Raw genomic sequence first — 15,020 nt, 5'->3', positions numbered from 1 at the left:
CGCTCAGTCCACCTTACGCTCAGTCGGCCTCGACCGGTTCGGTCTTCTCGACCGTCGAGTCCTCCGCGATCACCGACCGCGTCGAGTTCGTCACCACGATCGCGCTGCTGGCCGCCATCGCTAAGGCGGCAAAGAGTGGATTGAGCGCCCCGGCGACCGCAAGCGGGATGGCCACCGCGTTGTACCCGAGCGCCCAGGCGACGTTCTCGCGAACCCGCCGTCGGGTCCCGGCCGCGAGGTCGAAGACCGTTTCCACCACGCGCAGGTCTTCCGCCGTGACGATCACGTCCGCGGCCTCGAGCGCCCGCGCCGTGCCGTCGCCCATCGCGATGCCGAGGTCCGCGGCCGCGAGCGCCGGCGCGTCGTTGGTCCCGTCGCCGACCATCGCCGTCGTCCCCTGCGCGGACAGCCGGCGGATCGTTTCGAGCTTGCCGTCCGGCGGGACGCCGGCGAAGACGTCGTCGACGGCGGGATGGTCGCGGAACCGGTCGGCGCGCGGGCCCGCATCGCCCGTCAGGACGACCACCTCCCGGTCGGCGAACGCCTCGAGCGTCTCGGTCCACCCCGCCCGTTCGCGGTCGCCGACCACGATCACCCCGCGTGCGGCCCCGTCCCACCCGACCGCGACCGGTCGGGCGCCGGCGTCCTCGGCCGCCGCGACGTGCTCCGTCAGGGTCGCCGGAAGGGCCCCGCACTCGCGCTCGACGAGCGACGGCGTTCCGACGACCACCCGATCGCCGTCGGATCCCTCGATCCGGCCCGAGACGCCGGCGCCGGGATGCGTGTGAAACGCCGCGACGGACCGGTCGACGGCGCGTTTCTCGACCGATCGACCGACTGCGCGTCCGCCATCCGTGGCGTGTGGTGCCGTCCCAGTTGACTCCGACGTCTCGGTCGCCTCGAGTATCGCCTCCGCGACGGGATGATCGGCGCGTCGTTCGATCGCCGCGGCACGCTCGAGGGTTGCGGGGTCGCCGTGGACGTCCCGGACCCGCATCGATCCGGCGGTGAGCGTCCCGGTCTTGTCGAAGACGATCGTCTCGGCGTCCCGTGCGGTCTCGAGGACCGATCCGTCGGTGACGATCACGCCGCGCTCGAGGGCGTCCCGGAGCCCGCCCGCGATCGCAAGCGGCGTCGCAAGCCCCATCGCGCACGGGCAGGAGACGACGAGGACGGTCAACCCCGCAAGCAGCGCGGCCTCGACCGGGGCCCCCGCCAGCAGGCGCCATCCGGTCACCAGAACCCCGAGGGTCACGACGACCGGGACGAAGACGGTGGCCAGCGCGTTCGCGAACTGCTGGACGCCCGGCGTCGTCGTCTGCACTTCCCAGAGTGCGGCCGCCAGTCGGTCGGCCGTGCTCCGTGCCTCCGGCCCGACCGTCACGACGATCGACTCGGCGGTGGCTCCGTCACCGGTCGTCACCGCTTCGGACGTCACCGAGGACGTCGTCTCGTCAGCCGTCTCGCCCACCATCGAGGACGCTGCCGTCGAGGACGCTTCCGCCTCGACGCCGCCGAGGACGGTCGCTCCGCCGACGACCTCGTCGCCGGGTTCCACGCGGACCGGCAGGGACTCGCCGGTGATCACTGACTCGTCGACCTCGGCGATCCCCTCGGCGACGGTGCCGTCAACCGGGACGCGGTCGCCGGCGTGCACCACCACCCGATCGCCGGGTTCGAGCGCGTCGACCGGGACCGACTCCCGGCCCGTGTCGGTGAGTCGTTCGGCTTCGACCACGCGGTCGGCGGTGGCCCGCTCGAGCAGGCCGGTCGCCCGGGATCGGACCCGGTCCTCGTAGTAGCGCCCGATCGTGACGACGAGGACGATCGCGACGCTCACGTCGTAATAGAGGTGCGTGCTCCCACCCACGAGCGCGAGGGTGCTGTAGGCGAACGCCGCAAGCGCCGCGATCGAGACGAGGAGGTCCATATTGGGCTGCCGCGTGCGGAGGCTGACGTACGCCCCCCGGAGGATCGGGGCGCCGGTCGTCGCGAGCAGGGCGGCCGTCGCGACGGCGATGAACGCCGCCGGCACGTAGTACCCCGCCGGCGTCGTGGTGTCGACGGCGAGTGCGGTCGTCTCGACCCCGAGGTAGCTGGGGTACAACGCGAGGACGTACCAGGGCATCACGAGCATCGCGAGGAAGACCCCGATGGCGATCCGCTCCGGGGCCCGGTCGCCACGCGCGCGGTGGTCGTGGCCGGGTGATCCCGCGACCCCGGGTGATCCCGCGACCGACTCCGCCGGTTCCCGGTCGTGTGCCTCCGCCGCCTCCGTCGTCTCCGCCGGGTCGCCTGCGTCCGCCACCCGGTCCTCGCGCGGGCGAAGCACGTATCCGTATCCCGAAAGCGCCGCCGGCAGATCCCGCTCCCCGATCGTGTCAGGGTCGTAGACTACCCGGGCGGTTCCGGTGGCATAGTTGGCACGGACCTTGTGGACGCCGTCCGGGTCATCCCCGCGCAACGCGAGGAACGACTCGCAGGTCGCACAGTGCATCCCGTCGACCGACAGGTAGGTCACGGCGGCCCCGTCCGGAACGCCCTCGGTGGCCCCGTCCGCGCCCCGGCCGTCGACCGCGTCCGCGACCGCTTCCCGACCGGTCGGGACGTCCTCGGAGTCCTCGATGTCCGCGAGATCGTCGAGCCGGGTGGCGACCTCGAGACAGCCCCGACAGCAGAACTCGCCGTCGACCTCGGCGGTCGAAAGCGGCGGGTCCGGCGTCTCGAGCCCACAGAGTCGGCAGTCGCTCATCGTCGATCGGTTATCCCCCTGCCCGGGAGTCGCTGTTCGCGAACGTGTTCGGGACCGATCCCGGGCCGGCCCCGACCCACCTCGGACCGGTCGATGCGACCGGTTCGATCGTCCGGACCGCCGGATATATCTCGTCGCCGCCGGAACCCGCGTCCGCATCGATGATCGTCATCCACGCGACCTTCCCGATCGACCCCGCCGAGCGCGAGCAAGCGCTCGAATTGGCCGCCGACCTCGTCGCGGAGACGACCGACGAGCCCGGCGCGATCGATTATCACGCCGCGACCGACATCGAGGACGAGACGGTGCTCCGGTTCATGGAGCGGTACGAGGACGCCGAGGCCTTCGAGGCGCACGCCGAGTCGGCGCACTTCCAGACGTTCGCCGAGCAGCTGCCCGAACTGCTCGCGGGCGAGCCCGAGGTGCTGCGCTTCGAGGTCTCCGACGCCACCGAACTCGAACTATAGCCGAGGAAATCACCCCAACGTACCCGATTTCGGTTTCGTGTGGGCGATCGACGTCGATATGGCCGCTAGAACTATGTCGGCTTCGAGACATACACGATCGGATCGGCATGATTTCCCCGTGGTCACTCCTCGACGGTCCCGTCGGTCGCCTCGATCGCGTTCGGGCCCTCCAGCCGGGTGACCGCCTCGCCATCCCGTTGCTCGTTCTGCTCGGCCTGATCCTGTCCGTCGTCCACCTGCAACACGTCCGCAGCCACGAGGTGATCACCCCGATCGTGTTCGTCGGGGGTGTCGTCCCGCTCGTGATCTCCCTCGCCGTCGTCGTCGTCGCGGTGGGTCTACGGACGTCGGCTCCACGGATTCCGCCGCGTCGCGTCTGGTGGTGGGCCTACGGCGGCGCGGCGACGATGGGCGCGGTCGCCAGCCTCGTCGTGTTCGACCAGGGCGTCGTCACCGGCTCAGTCCGGGAGACCCAGTACGTGGTTGCCACCGTCGCCGCCGGCGGCGCGCTCGGCGGGACCCTCGTGGGGATCTACGACGCCCAGCGCGTCCGCCGGCTGCGCCGGATCGAGACGATCCATCGTGTGACCGAGGAGTTGCTCACCGTCCACACGCGTGAGGACGTCTGTGACCGGGTCGTTGAGACCGTCGCCGAGGAGTTCGATATGCCCCACGACGGGATCTGGCTCCACGACGCGGACCGCGACGCCCTCGTTCCGGCCTCGCTCACCGAGGCGTCACTGGACCTGTTCGGCGAGGACACCGTCTACTCCGCGGCCCCGGATCCGAGCATCTCCTGGGAGGTCTTCGAGAGCGGAACGCCACGTGTGGTCGACGACGTCGACGAGTATCCGCGGATCTACGACCCGGCGGAGACGCCGGTCCGCAGCGAGATCCTCCTCCCGCTGGGTGACCACGGGGTCTTCAGCGTCGCGGCGAGGCGGCGCCGCGCCTTCGACGACGTCGACGTCACGATCGCCCGCATCCTGGCGTCGACCACGGCCGCCGCCCTCGACCGGGCGGCCCGTGAGGAGACGATCCAGCGCCACCGCAAGGAGCTCGAACGCCGGAGCGCACAGCTCGAGGAGTTCGCCGGGACCGTCTCCCACGACCTCCGAAACCCGCTGAACGTCGCCACGGGGTACCTGGAGCTCGCCCGAGAAACGGGTGATGACGAATATTTCGACCGGATCGAGGACGCGCTCTCGCGAATGGACCGACTGATCGGAGACGTCCTCACGCTCGCGCGGGAGGGCGAGGGGATCGACGAGACGGAGCCGGTGGATCTCGGCGCCGTCGCCCGTGATGCGTGGGGGTTCGTCGAGACCCCCGACGCGGAGCTGGTCGTCGAGGCCGACCGGACGGTCGAGGCCGACCCGAACCGCCTCCAGCAGGCGCTCGAGAACCTCTACCACAACGCGGTCGAACACGCGGCCCCGGACGTGACCGTCCGCGTCGAGGCGATCGCGGACGGGTTCGCGGTCGCGGACGACGGTCCCGGGATCCCCGCGGACGAGCGGGAGGCGGTCTTCGAAGCCGGCCACTCGAACGACCCCGACGGGACCGGCTACGGGCTCGCGATCGTCGAGACGATCGCCGAGGCCCACGGCTGGGACGTTCGCTGTGGTGGGGGCGTCGACGGCGGCGCCCGATTCGAGTTCCATACCGAATGATCGCTTCCAAACCTGTCCGCTGGAACACACGTCCGAACCGTTAAGACCGATCTCCGGGATCCGTCGGGTATGCCCGCGAAAACCGGTGGATCACACGCCGTCTCCGCGTTCGTCACCCTCATCGTCGGCACGATGTTCTCGAAGTACCTCTGGAGCGTCGCGCCGCCGCTCGGCGAGGCCGGCGTCCTCGCGATGGCGGCGATCCGATCGACGACGGGGATCGCCGTGCCCGCGACCGACCAGTTCGCGGGAGCGGTCGTGATCATGCTCGGGCTCTCGTTCGTCTGGGGGATCGTGTATCACGTCTCCCGGCACGGGTGAGCCGATCGCGTCACTCCAGGTAGCCCAACTCCCGGAGCTGCTCTCGGGTTTCGGGGTCGATATCGGCGTGTTCGAGCGCCTCCTGGCCGACCGTCTCCCGCTCGCGGAGCACCAGCAGGAGCTGTCTGGCCGTCCGGAGCTTGAACCCGAGGGCTTCGTCGTCGACGTCCGCCTCGACGCTCTCGAGGAGCGTATCGATCGTCTCGATCGGTGTGTCCGACATCACTCGACCGTTCGATTATTATGTTTTATATATTATGTGTATTCCCGCCGAGGCGGAGCGGTCGTGGGGTATATATGCGTCGTGCGCGACGGCCACCACACGTTCGTATACTCAAATACGACCGCCCCCAATAACGTAGTTTGAACTACGATAGTTTGAACTACGCCCCGACGAACGGTGAGACGCTGGTGGTCGGGGAAGCCAAATTCCAGCAGCAACCGATGGGGTATGAGGTTTTCGCACAGCTCCAACGGGAAGCACCGGAAGTGGACTGGTCGCCGACCGATGGTGACGTGAACTACGAATACGCCCTGTTCAGCCGAAGCGGGTTCGCGTCCTCACTCGTCGCCGCAGCCGAGGAGCGGGACGATCTCCGTCTATTCACCGTCACTGATGTCGTTGAGACACTATCCAGATAGACGTTCCTGATGGTGAACGACCGAAGACGCACTTCGTTCGAACCCACCACCGCCCTCGAAAGAGTCGCGTCCGTGTACGGATCGGGACGCCGATTTAAATGACGCGGTTCTGCAGGTAGTCGAGGTGTTTCGCGTTGTAGACGATCTTGACCTCGTCGGCGGCCGGGCTGCCGATGCAGGTCAGGCGGACGTCCTTCTCCTCGACTTCCTCGTCCGAGAGGATCTGCTGCATGTCCATGTCGATCTCGCCCTGCTTGACGATGGACGCGCAGTTCGCACACGCGCCGGCGCGGCAGGAGAACGGCCAGTCGTACCCCTGCGCCTCGGCGGCTTCGAGGATGTATTCGCCCTGGTTGACGTCGAGCGTACCGTAGTCCTCGTCGTCGAGGCCGGCGTCGGCGGCCTTCTCGAAGAGGTCGTCGTCGTCCATCGACCAGTCGTGGTCGTCGAGCACTTCGTAGTTAAGGTATTCTACTGTGGGCATCACCTCTCGGTTTGGCACCCACCTCATTAGGCTTTGCTGTTCGAACGGACCGATCGCCGGTGGCGCGGCTGGTCGATCCTCGACGGCGTGAACGTGTTCGGGAAGCGATCGCGCGGCCCGCTAGAGCTGCCGGAGGCGTTCCTCCAGACAGACCGTCACGATCGACTTCGCGATCGCCGCGCCGCCCTCGATCGGGTCGAGTTTCGTCTCGCCCGCGCGCTCGCCGTACGGGATCGGGACCTCCTGCACGTCGTACCCGCGCACGAGCGGTCGGATCAACAGCTCGGCCGAGAGGCCGGTGTTTTCGGTCCACTCGATCGACTCGATCACCTCGCGGCGGTAGGCCCGCATCCCGGTCGTGGTGTCGTGGACGCGCGTTCCCATAAGGAGGCTCGCGATCCCGGCGAAGGCGTGGTTGCCGAACCGGTTGAACGCCGGCATCGTCTCGGCGCCGTGATACAGGCGGTCGCCGCTGACCACGTCGGCGCCGTCGTTGATCGCCTCGAGGAACGCGGGCAGCCGCTCCATCGGGTAGGTGTCGTCACAGTCGGTGGTGACGACGACCGGCCGGTCCGGCGCCCGGATCGCCGCCTCGACGGCGACGCCGTAGCCCTGGGGCTCCTGTTCGATCACGGTCGCCCCGTGTTCGCGAGCGATCTCGGGCGTTCGGTCCGAGGAGCCGTCGACGCAGACGACCTCCGCGCGCCCGTTCGTGACGCGCTCGATGTCCTCGATCACCGTCGCGATGGCCGCCTCCTCGTTGTAGGTTCCCATCACCACGCTCAGGTCGTCGAACGTGAAGTGACCGGCGTCCGTCCCGCTAGCGTCCCTGGCGTTCGATCGTGTCTCGGCGGTATCGCCTGATGTCTCGGGATCCACCGTGGACGCGTCGACTCGTTCCGTCGTCGCGGTCGGATCGTCCCGATCGGCCGGTTCCTCGTCTCCGTCGATGTCGGCCGTCTCGGCCCCGGTTCGGGGCTCGATTGACTGACTCATTACCTCCCCATCGGAACCGGGGGGATTTAATCTTTTAGGTTCGCCTAAAACAGATACGACGACCGGTGGGTTCTCACGGTCCGCCGAGTGCCGAGTCGATGTTCTCGGCCGCTCGAAGCGCGAGCGCGGCGATCGTCAGCGTCGGATTCATCGCGCCGCCGGTCGGGAAGACGCTGCTGCCCACGATCCAGCAGTTCCGGAGGTCGTGGGTCCGCAGGTCGGGATCGACGACGCTCTCGGTCGGATCCTCGCCCATCCGGGTCGTCCCCATGTGGTGATAGGCCGGACCGGTGCTTTCGGCGTCGGCCTGCCAGGTGATCTCCGCGCCCAGCTCTTCGAGGATCGACTCCTGGATCGCGTTCACGCGGTCGATCGTCTCGAGTGCGCGGTCGTCGACGGACCAGTGGATCTCTGGGACGGGGTTCCCGTGGGCGTCGGTGCGGTCGCGATCGAGGCCGACGTAGCTCCCCTCGTCGGGAAGCTGTCCGACGAGTGCCCCCATCGCGATGTTGTTGCCGTAGGCGTCACGCAGGTCCCCGAGGAGATCGTCGCCCCACGACTCCCCGGAGAGCGCCATCTCGACCGGCGACGGCCCCGCGTAGTTGAAGAACTCGAGTTTGAACGGCGCGGTCTCGGCGTCGGCCTCGTCGTAGAACCCGTGACACTCGCTCGTCAGAAAGCCCACGTGGTTCTGGCGGGTCGGCTCGTCGAGGACGCCGCCGGTGCCGGCGAACAGGTGGTCCATGAAGAACCGCCCGACCGCCCCACTTGTGTTCGCCAACCCGTCGGGATACTGATCCGATTCCGACAGGAGCAGCAGCCGGGGCGTCTCGACGCCGCCGCCGGCGACGACGAAGGCGTCCGCCTCCTGTCGATGGGTCTCGCCATCGGGAGTGACGTACTCGGCCGATCGAACTCGCTCGCCGTCCGGGCCGTGATCGAGCTGCTGCACTGCCGCCCGGTCGATGATGGTCGCACCGCGTTCCTCGGCGCGATCGACGTGGACGGTCGCGTCGTACTTCGCCCCGGAGGGGCAGACCGGCTGGCAGGTTCCGTAGCCGACGCAGGCGCTGCGGTCGTCGTAGCCCTCCGAGTTGCGCGCGTTCGGCACCGAATGCATATCGATCCCGAGCTCCTCGCAGGCCTCCGCGAACAGGCTGTCGCTGTAGGACGGCGGAAAGGCGGGCATCGGATGCGGCTCCTCCCGCGGCGGGGCGTACGGGTTGTCGCTGGCCCCCGAGACCCCGAGTTCTCGCTCGGCCGCCGCGTAGTAGGGTCGGAGGTCGGCGTAGTCGATCGGCCAGTCGACGCCGACGCCGCGCTCGGTGGCGGCGTTGAAGTCGTCCTCGTGGAGCCGCATCACCATCCCCTGCCAGTGGAGCGTCGACCCACCGACGCCCTTCACGCGGGCGTGGTTGAGTGGGTATCCCCGGTCGCCGCTGCTCGAGTAGGCGTCGCGCTCGGGGTCGCCGTCCCAGACGTCCGGTCGGCCGTAGTACGGACGGATCGCCCGTTCCTGGCGGTCGATGCGGTCGGCGGGGTCGAACCGCGGGCCCGCATCGAGAACGACGACCGAGTGCCCGGCGGCGGCGAGCCGGTCGCTCACGATCGCGCCCGCGGGCCCGGCCCCGATCACGCAGACGTCGGCGTCGACGACCGGCGTCCGGTCGCTCATCGGGTCGGCCCCCGTCGATAGCTCTCGGTCCCGCCGGGATGTCCCTGCGGGTTCTCGATGCCGACGAGCTCCCCGCCGGTTGGCGAGGCGTACAGCGCGAACAGCAGCTCGTTCACGACGTGATACCGGACCCGTTCGGCCAGGGTCCCGTCGGGGACCTCCTCGGCGACGTCCGCGCCGACCTCCCGCAGCAGGCGATCGCGGTCGGCGGCCGGGATCGTGGACAGCCGGCCGCCGTACCACTCCGCGGCGAGTTCGTCGAGCTCCGTCATCGTCTCCCGGATCCCGTCCGCGGTCGGCGCCTCCCGCAGCCGTCCCTCGATGACCGTCCCGACGAACTCCTCGATGCCCGAGAGCTCGTCGGGATAGACTGGCTCGGCCACCGCCACGAACGCCTCGACGATCGCGGGGTCCGCAAGAAGCGAGTCGTCTGAATCCCCCGGCGTCGTCGAGGTCTTCCCGTCGGATCCGGGCCCGTCATCATCGCTCCCGGACCCGTCGGCGTCGCCGTCGCGAACGTGGGCAACGCCCGCGACCGCGGCCCCGCCGGTCCCCATCGCCGCGAGGGCCGCGAGCGCGTCGCGTCTCGTCAGCTCCATGGGCGGATTAGGCAAACCTAATCCTTATACTCGTTGGAACGACTTGCTACGTATACGAACCGCTATGCGAGATGCCCGACCGATCCTCGCCGACCTCCGCTCGCGGCTCGGGTCGATCGAGACCACGTACGGACTTGCGCTCGTGTGTGTCGCGATCGCCCTGGCGTTCGTGTTCCCGTTGAGCTGGCTCGTGATCGAGACCGTCACCGTCGACCCGACCCGTGCCCGTGAGCTGCTGTTCAGCTGGGGAACGGTCGAGGTCCTGGTGAACAGCCTCCTCCTGATGGCCGGCGTCACGGCGGCGTCGGTCCTGATCGGCGTCCCGCTCGCGTATCTCACGACCCGGACGGACCTGCCGTTCCGCCGGTTTTTGACCGTCGCCGTCGCCCTCCCCCTGGTCGTGCCGAGCTACGTCGGCGCGTTCTCGTTCGTCTCCGCGTTCGGTCCTCGCGGCGAGTTCCGGGACCTGCTCGCTCCGCTCGGGGTCGAGCGCATCCCGGAGATATACGGCCTGCACGGCGCGGTCCTCCTCATCACGCTGTACACCTACCCCTACGTCTACCTGACCACGCGCGCGGCGCTGCTCTCGCTCGACACGACGCTCATCGAGGCCGCCCGGACCCTCGACCACACGCGGTGGGAGGCGTTCCGCCGCGTCACGCTGCCACACATCCGGCCCGCGACCGCGGCCGGCGCGCTGCTTGCGGCGCTGTACGCGATTTCCGATTTCGGCACGCCGGCGATCATGCGCGTCGAGGTCTTCACCCAGCAGATCTACGTCGAGTACAACTCCTTCGGCCAGGAGTACGCCGCGCTGCTCTCGTTGCAACTGCTCGTGGTCGTCCTGGTCGTGTTGGGACTCGAACAGTGGATCCGGTCGACCCGATCGGTCGAGGGCGGGACCGGCGGTCGCAGCGGGGCGCCGGTTCCCCTCGGGCGCTGGCGGTGGCCGGCCCTCCTGTTGCCCGTCGGCGTCGTGGCCGTCGCGCTCGTGGTCCCGATCTGGATCCTCGGACGGTGGCTGCTCGCTGCCGACGCCGGTCGCCCCTCGTTGGCCTTCGAGTGGAGCTTCGCGGTCAACTCCGCGACGGTCGCGCTCGCGGCGGCGGCCGTCGCCGTCCTGGCGGCCCTCCCGATCGCCTACTTCGCGGCCCGCGAGGAGTCGCCGCTCGCGACGATCACCGAGCGTGCGACGTACGTCGGGTTCGCCGTTCCGGGGATCGTGTTGGCCCTCGCGCTCGTCTACTTCGGCGCGGGGTATGAGGCCCTCGAGATCCCCTACGCCCCCCGCATCTACCAGACGATCCCGATTTTGGTCTTCGCGTACGTGATCCGGTTCACCCCGCAGGCGGTCGGCACGCTCCGGTCGGGCGTGCTTCAGGTCGATCCGACGATCGTCGAGGCGGCTCGGACGCTCGGGGAGAGTCCCGGCGGGGCCTTCCGCCGGGTCACCCTCCGGCTGATCGCGCCGAGCGTCACCGCTGGCGCGGCGCTCGTCTTCCTCACCACGATGAAGGAGCTGCCGGTGACGCTCATCCTCCGGCCGACCGGCTTCGAGACGATCGTCACCCAGATCTGGCGGGCCCAGGAGGCGGCCTACTTCCAGTACGCCGCCGTGCCGGCGCTGCTGTTGCTTCTCATCTCGGGGCTCTCGATGGTCGTGTTGCTCTCACAGGGCGGTCGGGAGGGGCTGTGAGTTCCGTCGACGGTACGCAACCGCATCCCGTGAGGATGGCTTCAAGTTCCCACCCCGCGAACCGATCCGGATGAACGCATATGGTCGGTGAAGCACGAACCCCGTCGGGATCCGACGGACCGCTGTCGGGCGTAACCGTTCTCGACGCCTCCCGCGTCCTCGTCGGGCCGTTCTGTACGATGCAGCTCGGCGATCTCGGCGCCGAGGTGATCAAGATCGAACGCCCGGGTGAGGGTGATCAGACCCGCGGCTGGCACCCACCCTCTTTCGGTGGGGATGAGGACGAGCCAGGGGAGAGCGCCTACTACGCCAGCGTCAACCGGAACAAACGCTCCGTCGAGTTGAACCTCTCGACCGAGGCCGGACAGGCCGTCTTCCGCGATCTCGCGCGGGAGGCCGACGTCGTCGTCGAGAACTTCCGGGTCGGCACGATGGACGGGTGGGACCTCGGGTACGAGGATCTCCGCGAGGACAATCCGGGACTCATCTACTGCGGGATCTCGGGATACGGCGAGTGGGGTCCCGACCGGGACAAGCCGGCCTACGACATCATGATGCAGGCCCGCGGCGGTCTGATGAGCATCACCGGCGTCGAGGGGGGCGCCCCGGTCCGCGTCGGCGTCGCCCTCGCCGACATCGGTGCCGGGATGTACGCGACGCAGGCGATCCTCGCCGCCCTGCTGGACCGAGAGCTGGGCGAGGGGGAGGCCGGACAGAAGATCGACGTCAGCCTGCTCGACGGGCAGGCCGCCTGGATGAGCTATATGGCCACGAACTACTTCGCCTCCGGGGAGTCGCCCCGCCGAATGGGGAGCAAACATCCGAACATCGTCCCCTATCGGGCCTTCGAGACGGCCGACGGTTACGTCGTCGTCGCCTGCTCGTCGGATACGTTCTGGCCACCCCTCTGTGCGGCGCTGGATCGACCCGACCTGCTCGCGGACGACCGTTTCGAGACGAACGCGAAACGCGTGCAGCACCGCGAGGCCCTCGACGCCGAGCTCGAGGCCACGTTCGCCGAGTTGACGACCGAGACCGCCCTCGACGCCCTGGCCGAGCACGACGTTCCCGCGAGCCACGTCCGGGACATGGCGGAGGTCTTCGCGGACCCGCAGCTCGCGGCGCGCGGGATGCGCGTGGAGATGGACCACCCCACCGCCGGCACCGTGGAGATGCCCGGATCGCCGATGCACTTCTCCCGATCACCGACGACCTACCGCCGTCACCCGCCGCTGCTCGGTGAGCACACCACGGCCGTGTTGCGCGAGCACGGCTACGGGGACGGCGACATCGACCGCCTGCGCGAAGCCGGTGCGATCCCGGCGGACGGGGGAACGAACGGGTCGGCGGCGAACGCGTCGGCCACCGACGCGGAGTAGCCCTCGCTCGAATCGAGGCGGAGCCAGCCTCGTGACTCGACCGGATACGGTACCACCCCGCTCCGCGACCGCCCGCTCCGTGACCGCCCGCTACTCGATCTGCTCGCGGTACTCGTCGGCGCTCAACAGCTCCTCGAGGGCCGATTCGTCGTCGATGTCGATCTCGACCATCCACCCCTCGCCGTAGGGGTCCTCGTTGACGAGTTCGGGAGCGTCGAAGAGGGCCTCGTTGACCGCCGTCACCTCGCCGGAGATCGGGGCGTACAGGTCGGAAACCGCTTTGATCGACTCGACGACGCCGAACGTCTCGCCGGCGGTGATCGACTCGCCCGCCTCGGGGAGTTCGACGAAGACGACGTCGCCGAGTTCATCCTGTGCGAACGCGGAGATCCCGATCCGGATCGGCTCCTCCGTGGTCGTCCATTCGTGCGATTCCAGATAGCGTCGGTCGGTGGGTACGTCGAAGCTCATAGGGAGTTTGTCGGTGTCGCTGTGGGTTCGATCGTCGCTGCCGGCGCGGCGATCGATGGTCGTTTCGGGGTCTCGCTCCCTCGTCGTTAATCCTTTTCGGTGCCTCCTCACCGGCGGCGGTCCGAGGAAGCCTTATGGGGCGATCGGTCGAAGCCGGAACGATGACCGGCGATCGATCCCCGGACGCGGCGTCGTCGCCCGAGACACCCACCGTCGCGAGCGCCCTGGTCGACCGGCTGCTTGCGGACGGGATCGACACGGTGTTCGGGATCCCCGGCAAGCAGACCCTCCCGCTCAACCGGGCGCTGGAGCGCCGGGACGCCCGGTTCGTCGTCGCCCGCCACGAGACGGCAGTCACCCACCAGGCGTGGGGGTACGCGGAGACCCGGCCGCCCGGCGAGATGGCGGCCACCGTCGTTGTTCCGGGCCCCGGCGACATGAACGCGATGAACGGTCTCAAGAACGCGCGCAACGACGCGGTGCCCCTGTTGCACCTCGCCGTCGAGACCGAACACGACGTCCGCGGCGGCGACGGCATCCACGAGACGCCGCCGGAGACCTACGACACGGTGGTCAAGGAGAACGTCCTGGTCGAGACGGCACAGGGCGTCGTGCCGGCGGTCGCCCGCGCCATCCGGACCGCGCGCGAACACCCGCAGGGCCCCGTTCGCGTGGGGATCCCGAAGGACTTCCTCGCCGCATCGGTTCCACAGGCCGCCGTCGGTGACCTCCCGGTTCCCGAGCCCGATCGCCCCGACCCCGACGCCGTTATCGACGCGGCCGATCGGCTGGCGGCGGCCGTGAATCCGGTGATCCTCGCCGGCGGCGGCGTCCGGCGCTCGGGTGCGTCGACGCCCCTCGTCGCGCTCGCCGAGCGGCTCGACGCGCCGGTCGTGACCACGTATAAGGGGAAGGGAACGATCCCGGAGGATCACCCGCTCTCCGCGGGCGTGCTCTGTGGCGGCGCGAGCACGGAGCTGACCGAGCTGCTCGCGTCCGCCGACGTCGGGTTGGTCGTCGGATCGGACCTCGACGCGGTCGCCACCCGCCATTTCTCCGTCTCACTGCCCGACGAACTGGTCCACGTCACGCTCGGCGTCGACGACATCGGAGTGGGCTATGACCCGACCGTCGGAATCGTCGCCGATGCGGGCGCGACCATCACGGCGATCGCCGATCGGCTTTCGGAGACACCGAGTGTCCACGACGCCAACGGGACCGAACGAGCCCGATCGGTCCGGGCCGCCGATCGGGAGCGGTTCGACCGCCTCATCGAGGAGGCACGCGGCAACGACCCGATGCCCTCGGTCGGCGCGCTCCGGGCGATCCGGGAGGCGTTGCCCCGCGAGACGATCCTCACCGCGGACGCGGGCGGATCCCGACTGTGGACGCTCGTCTCCGTCCCCGCGTTCGGCCCGGACCGGTACGTCAATCCCGGCTCCTGGGCGACGATGGGGACCGCTCTCCCGTCGGCCATCGGCGCGAAACTGGCGAATCCCGACGCGCCGGTCGCGGCGATCGTCGGTGACGGCGGGCTGCTGATGTGCGTTCACGAGCTGCATACCCTGGCGGCCGAGGACGTCGACGTCACCGTCCTCGCGTTGAACAACGACGACTACGCGATCATCAGCGACGAGGCCAGCCGGTCGTACGGCTTTCGGGACGGTCGATACGGTTGGCCCGACGTCCGACTCGATCTGTCGGCGATCGCCGAGGGGATGGGCGTCGACGCGCGCCGGATCGCGGACGCCGACGCGATCCCGGCGGCGGTCGCCGACGCCCTCGCTGACGACGGACCGACCCTCATCGAGGTCGTCACCGATCCCGCCGAGCCGCAGGCGAGCGAGTGGATGCGCCGATAGGTC

The 15,020-nt window shown here is 69.2% G+C and carries 15 protein-coding genes; 7 read left to right on the top strand and 8 right to left on the bottom strand.

Features of this window, described 5'->3' with window-relative positions; translation table 11 throughout:
* Positions 1-19: 19 nt before the first annotated feature.
* Positions 20-2,752 (bottom strand): heavy metal translocating P-type ATPase, encoded by a 2,733-nt coding sequence (locus OQF70_RS01870; protein WP_280535530.1) that lies wholly within the window; start codon positions 2,750-2,752, stop codon positions 20-22.
* A gap of 161 nt (positions 2,753-2,913) precedes the next feature.
* On the opposite strand from OQF70_RS01870, the gene OQF70_RS01865 reads away from it, so the two are divergent.
* Entirely contained in the window at positions 2,914-3,219 is a 306-nt protein-coding gene (locus OQF70_RS01865) for a putative quinol monooxygenase (protein WP_280535529.1), read from the top strand.
* A 122-nt stretch (positions 3,220-3,341) separates the two neighbouring features.
* Here OQF70_RS01865 and OQF70_RS01860 read toward each other — a convergent pair whose 3' ends face one another.
* A complete protein-coding gene (locus OQF70_RS01860; RefSeq protein ID WP_280535528.1) occupies positions 3,342-3,476 on the bottom strand; it encodes a hypothetical protein in 135 nt (44 codons plus the stop codon).
* Positions 3,477-3,494: 18 nt separating this feature from the next.
* On the opposite strand from OQF70_RS01860, the gene OQF70_RS01855 reads away from it, so the two are divergent.
* Positions 3,495-4,892 carry a GAF domain-containing sensor histidine kinase gene (locus tag OQF70_RS01855; protein ID WP_280535527.1) on the top strand — a complete coding sequence of 466 codons (1,398 nt, stop codon included), beginning with the start codon at positions 3,495-3,497 and terminating at the stop codon, positions 4,890-4,892.
* 69 nt (positions 4,893-4,961) lie between these two features.
* Positions 4,962-5,213 carry a hypothetical protein gene (locus OQF70_RS01850; RefSeq protein WP_280535526.1) on the top strand — a complete coding sequence of 84 codons (252 nt, stop codon included), beginning with the start codon at positions 4,962-4,964 and terminating at the stop codon, positions 5,211-5,213.
* Between the two features lie 10 nt (positions 5,214-5,223).
* Here the strand turns inward: OQF70_RS01850 and OQF70_RS01845 are convergent, their stop codons facing one another.
* Complete coding sequence (locus OQF70_RS01845; protein ID WP_280535525.1) at positions 5,224-5,436, bottom strand: hypothetical protein; 213 nt, start codon at positions 5,434-5,436, stop codon at positions 5,224-5,226.
* Between the two features lie 140 nt (positions 5,437-5,576).
* Here OQF70_RS01845 and OQF70_RS01840 point away from each other — a divergent pair, with 140 nt between their 5' ends.
* Positions 5,577-5,855 (top strand): hypothetical protein, encoded by a 279-nt coding sequence (locus OQF70_RS01840; protein ID WP_280535524.1) that lies wholly within the window; start codon positions 5,577-5,579, stop codon positions 5,853-5,855.
* 94 nt (positions 5,856-5,949) lie between these two features.
* Here OQF70_RS01840 and fer read toward each other — a convergent pair whose 3' ends face one another.
* The 4 genes from fer to OQF70_RS01820 all read right to left on the bottom strand — a co-directional run bounded on the left by fer (position 5,950) and on the right by OQF70_RS01820 (position 9,609).
* The gene (fer, locus tag OQF70_RS01835; protein ID WP_092817786.1) at positions 5,950-6,339 is read right to left on the bottom strand and encodes a ferredoxin Fer; all 390 of its coding nucleotides are present in this window, start codon (positions 6,337-6,339) and stop codon (positions 5,950-5,952) included.
* A gap of 120 nt (positions 6,340-6,459) precedes the next feature.
* Entirely contained in the window at positions 6,460-7,125 is a 666-nt protein-coding gene (locus OQF70_RS01830) for a dolichyl-phosphate hexose transferase (protein ID WP_280535682.1), read from the bottom strand.
* Positions 7,126-7,408: 283 nt separating this feature from the next.
* Positions 7,409-9,010, bottom strand: a complete 1,602-nt coding sequence (locus OQF70_RS01825; RefSeq protein ID WP_280535523.1) for a GMC family oxidoreductase — start codon at positions 9,008-9,010, stop codon at positions 7,409-7,411.
* On the bottom strand, positions 9,007-9,609 hold the full coding sequence (locus OQF70_RS01820; protein ID WP_280535522.1) for a gluconate 2-dehydrogenase subunit 3 family protein: 603 nt from the start codon (positions 9,607-9,609) through the stop codon (positions 9,007-9,009). The genes OQF70_RS01825 and OQF70_RS01820 overlap by 4 nt, the downstream gene beginning before the upstream one ends.
* A 64-nt stretch (positions 9,610-9,673) precedes the next feature.
* Here OQF70_RS01820 and OQF70_RS01815 point away from each other — a divergent pair, with 64 nt between their 5' ends.
* Positions 9,674-11,305 (top strand): iron ABC transporter permease, encoded by a 1,632-nt coding sequence (locus OQF70_RS01815; protein ID WP_280535521.1) that lies wholly within the window; start codon positions 9,674-9,676, stop codon positions 11,303-11,305.
* An 80-nt stretch (positions 11,306-11,385) separates the two neighbouring features.
* Positions 11,386-12,684, top strand: coding sequence for a CoA transferase (locus tag OQF70_RS01810; RefSeq protein ID WP_280535520.1), 1,299 nt, complete (start codon positions 11,386-11,388; stop codon positions 12,682-12,684).
* Positions 12,685-12,774: 90 nt separating this feature from the next.
* Here the strand turns inward: OQF70_RS01810 and gcvH are convergent, their stop codons facing one another.
* Entirely contained in the window at positions 12,775-13,155 is a 381-nt protein-coding gene (gene gcvH / locus OQF70_RS01805) for a glycine cleavage system protein GcvH (RefSeq protein WP_280535519.1), read from the bottom strand.
* Positions 13,156-13,316: 161 nt separating this feature from the next.
* On the opposite strand from gcvH, the gene OQF70_RS01800 reads away from it, so the two are divergent.
* Complete coding sequence (locus OQF70_RS01800; protein ID WP_280535518.1) at positions 13,317-15,017, top strand: thiamine pyrophosphate-binding protein; 1,701 nt, start codon at positions 13,317-13,319, stop codon at positions 15,015-15,017.
* Positions 15,018-15,020 lie beyond the last annotated feature (3 nt).

Source organism: Halopenitus sp. POP-27 (assembly GCF_029889855.1).
Lineage (GTDB): Archaea > Halobacteriota > Halobacteria > Halobacteriales > Haloferacaceae > Halopenitus > Halopenitus malekzadehii.
This window is presented reverse-complemented; position numbering and strand designations above follow the sequence as displayed.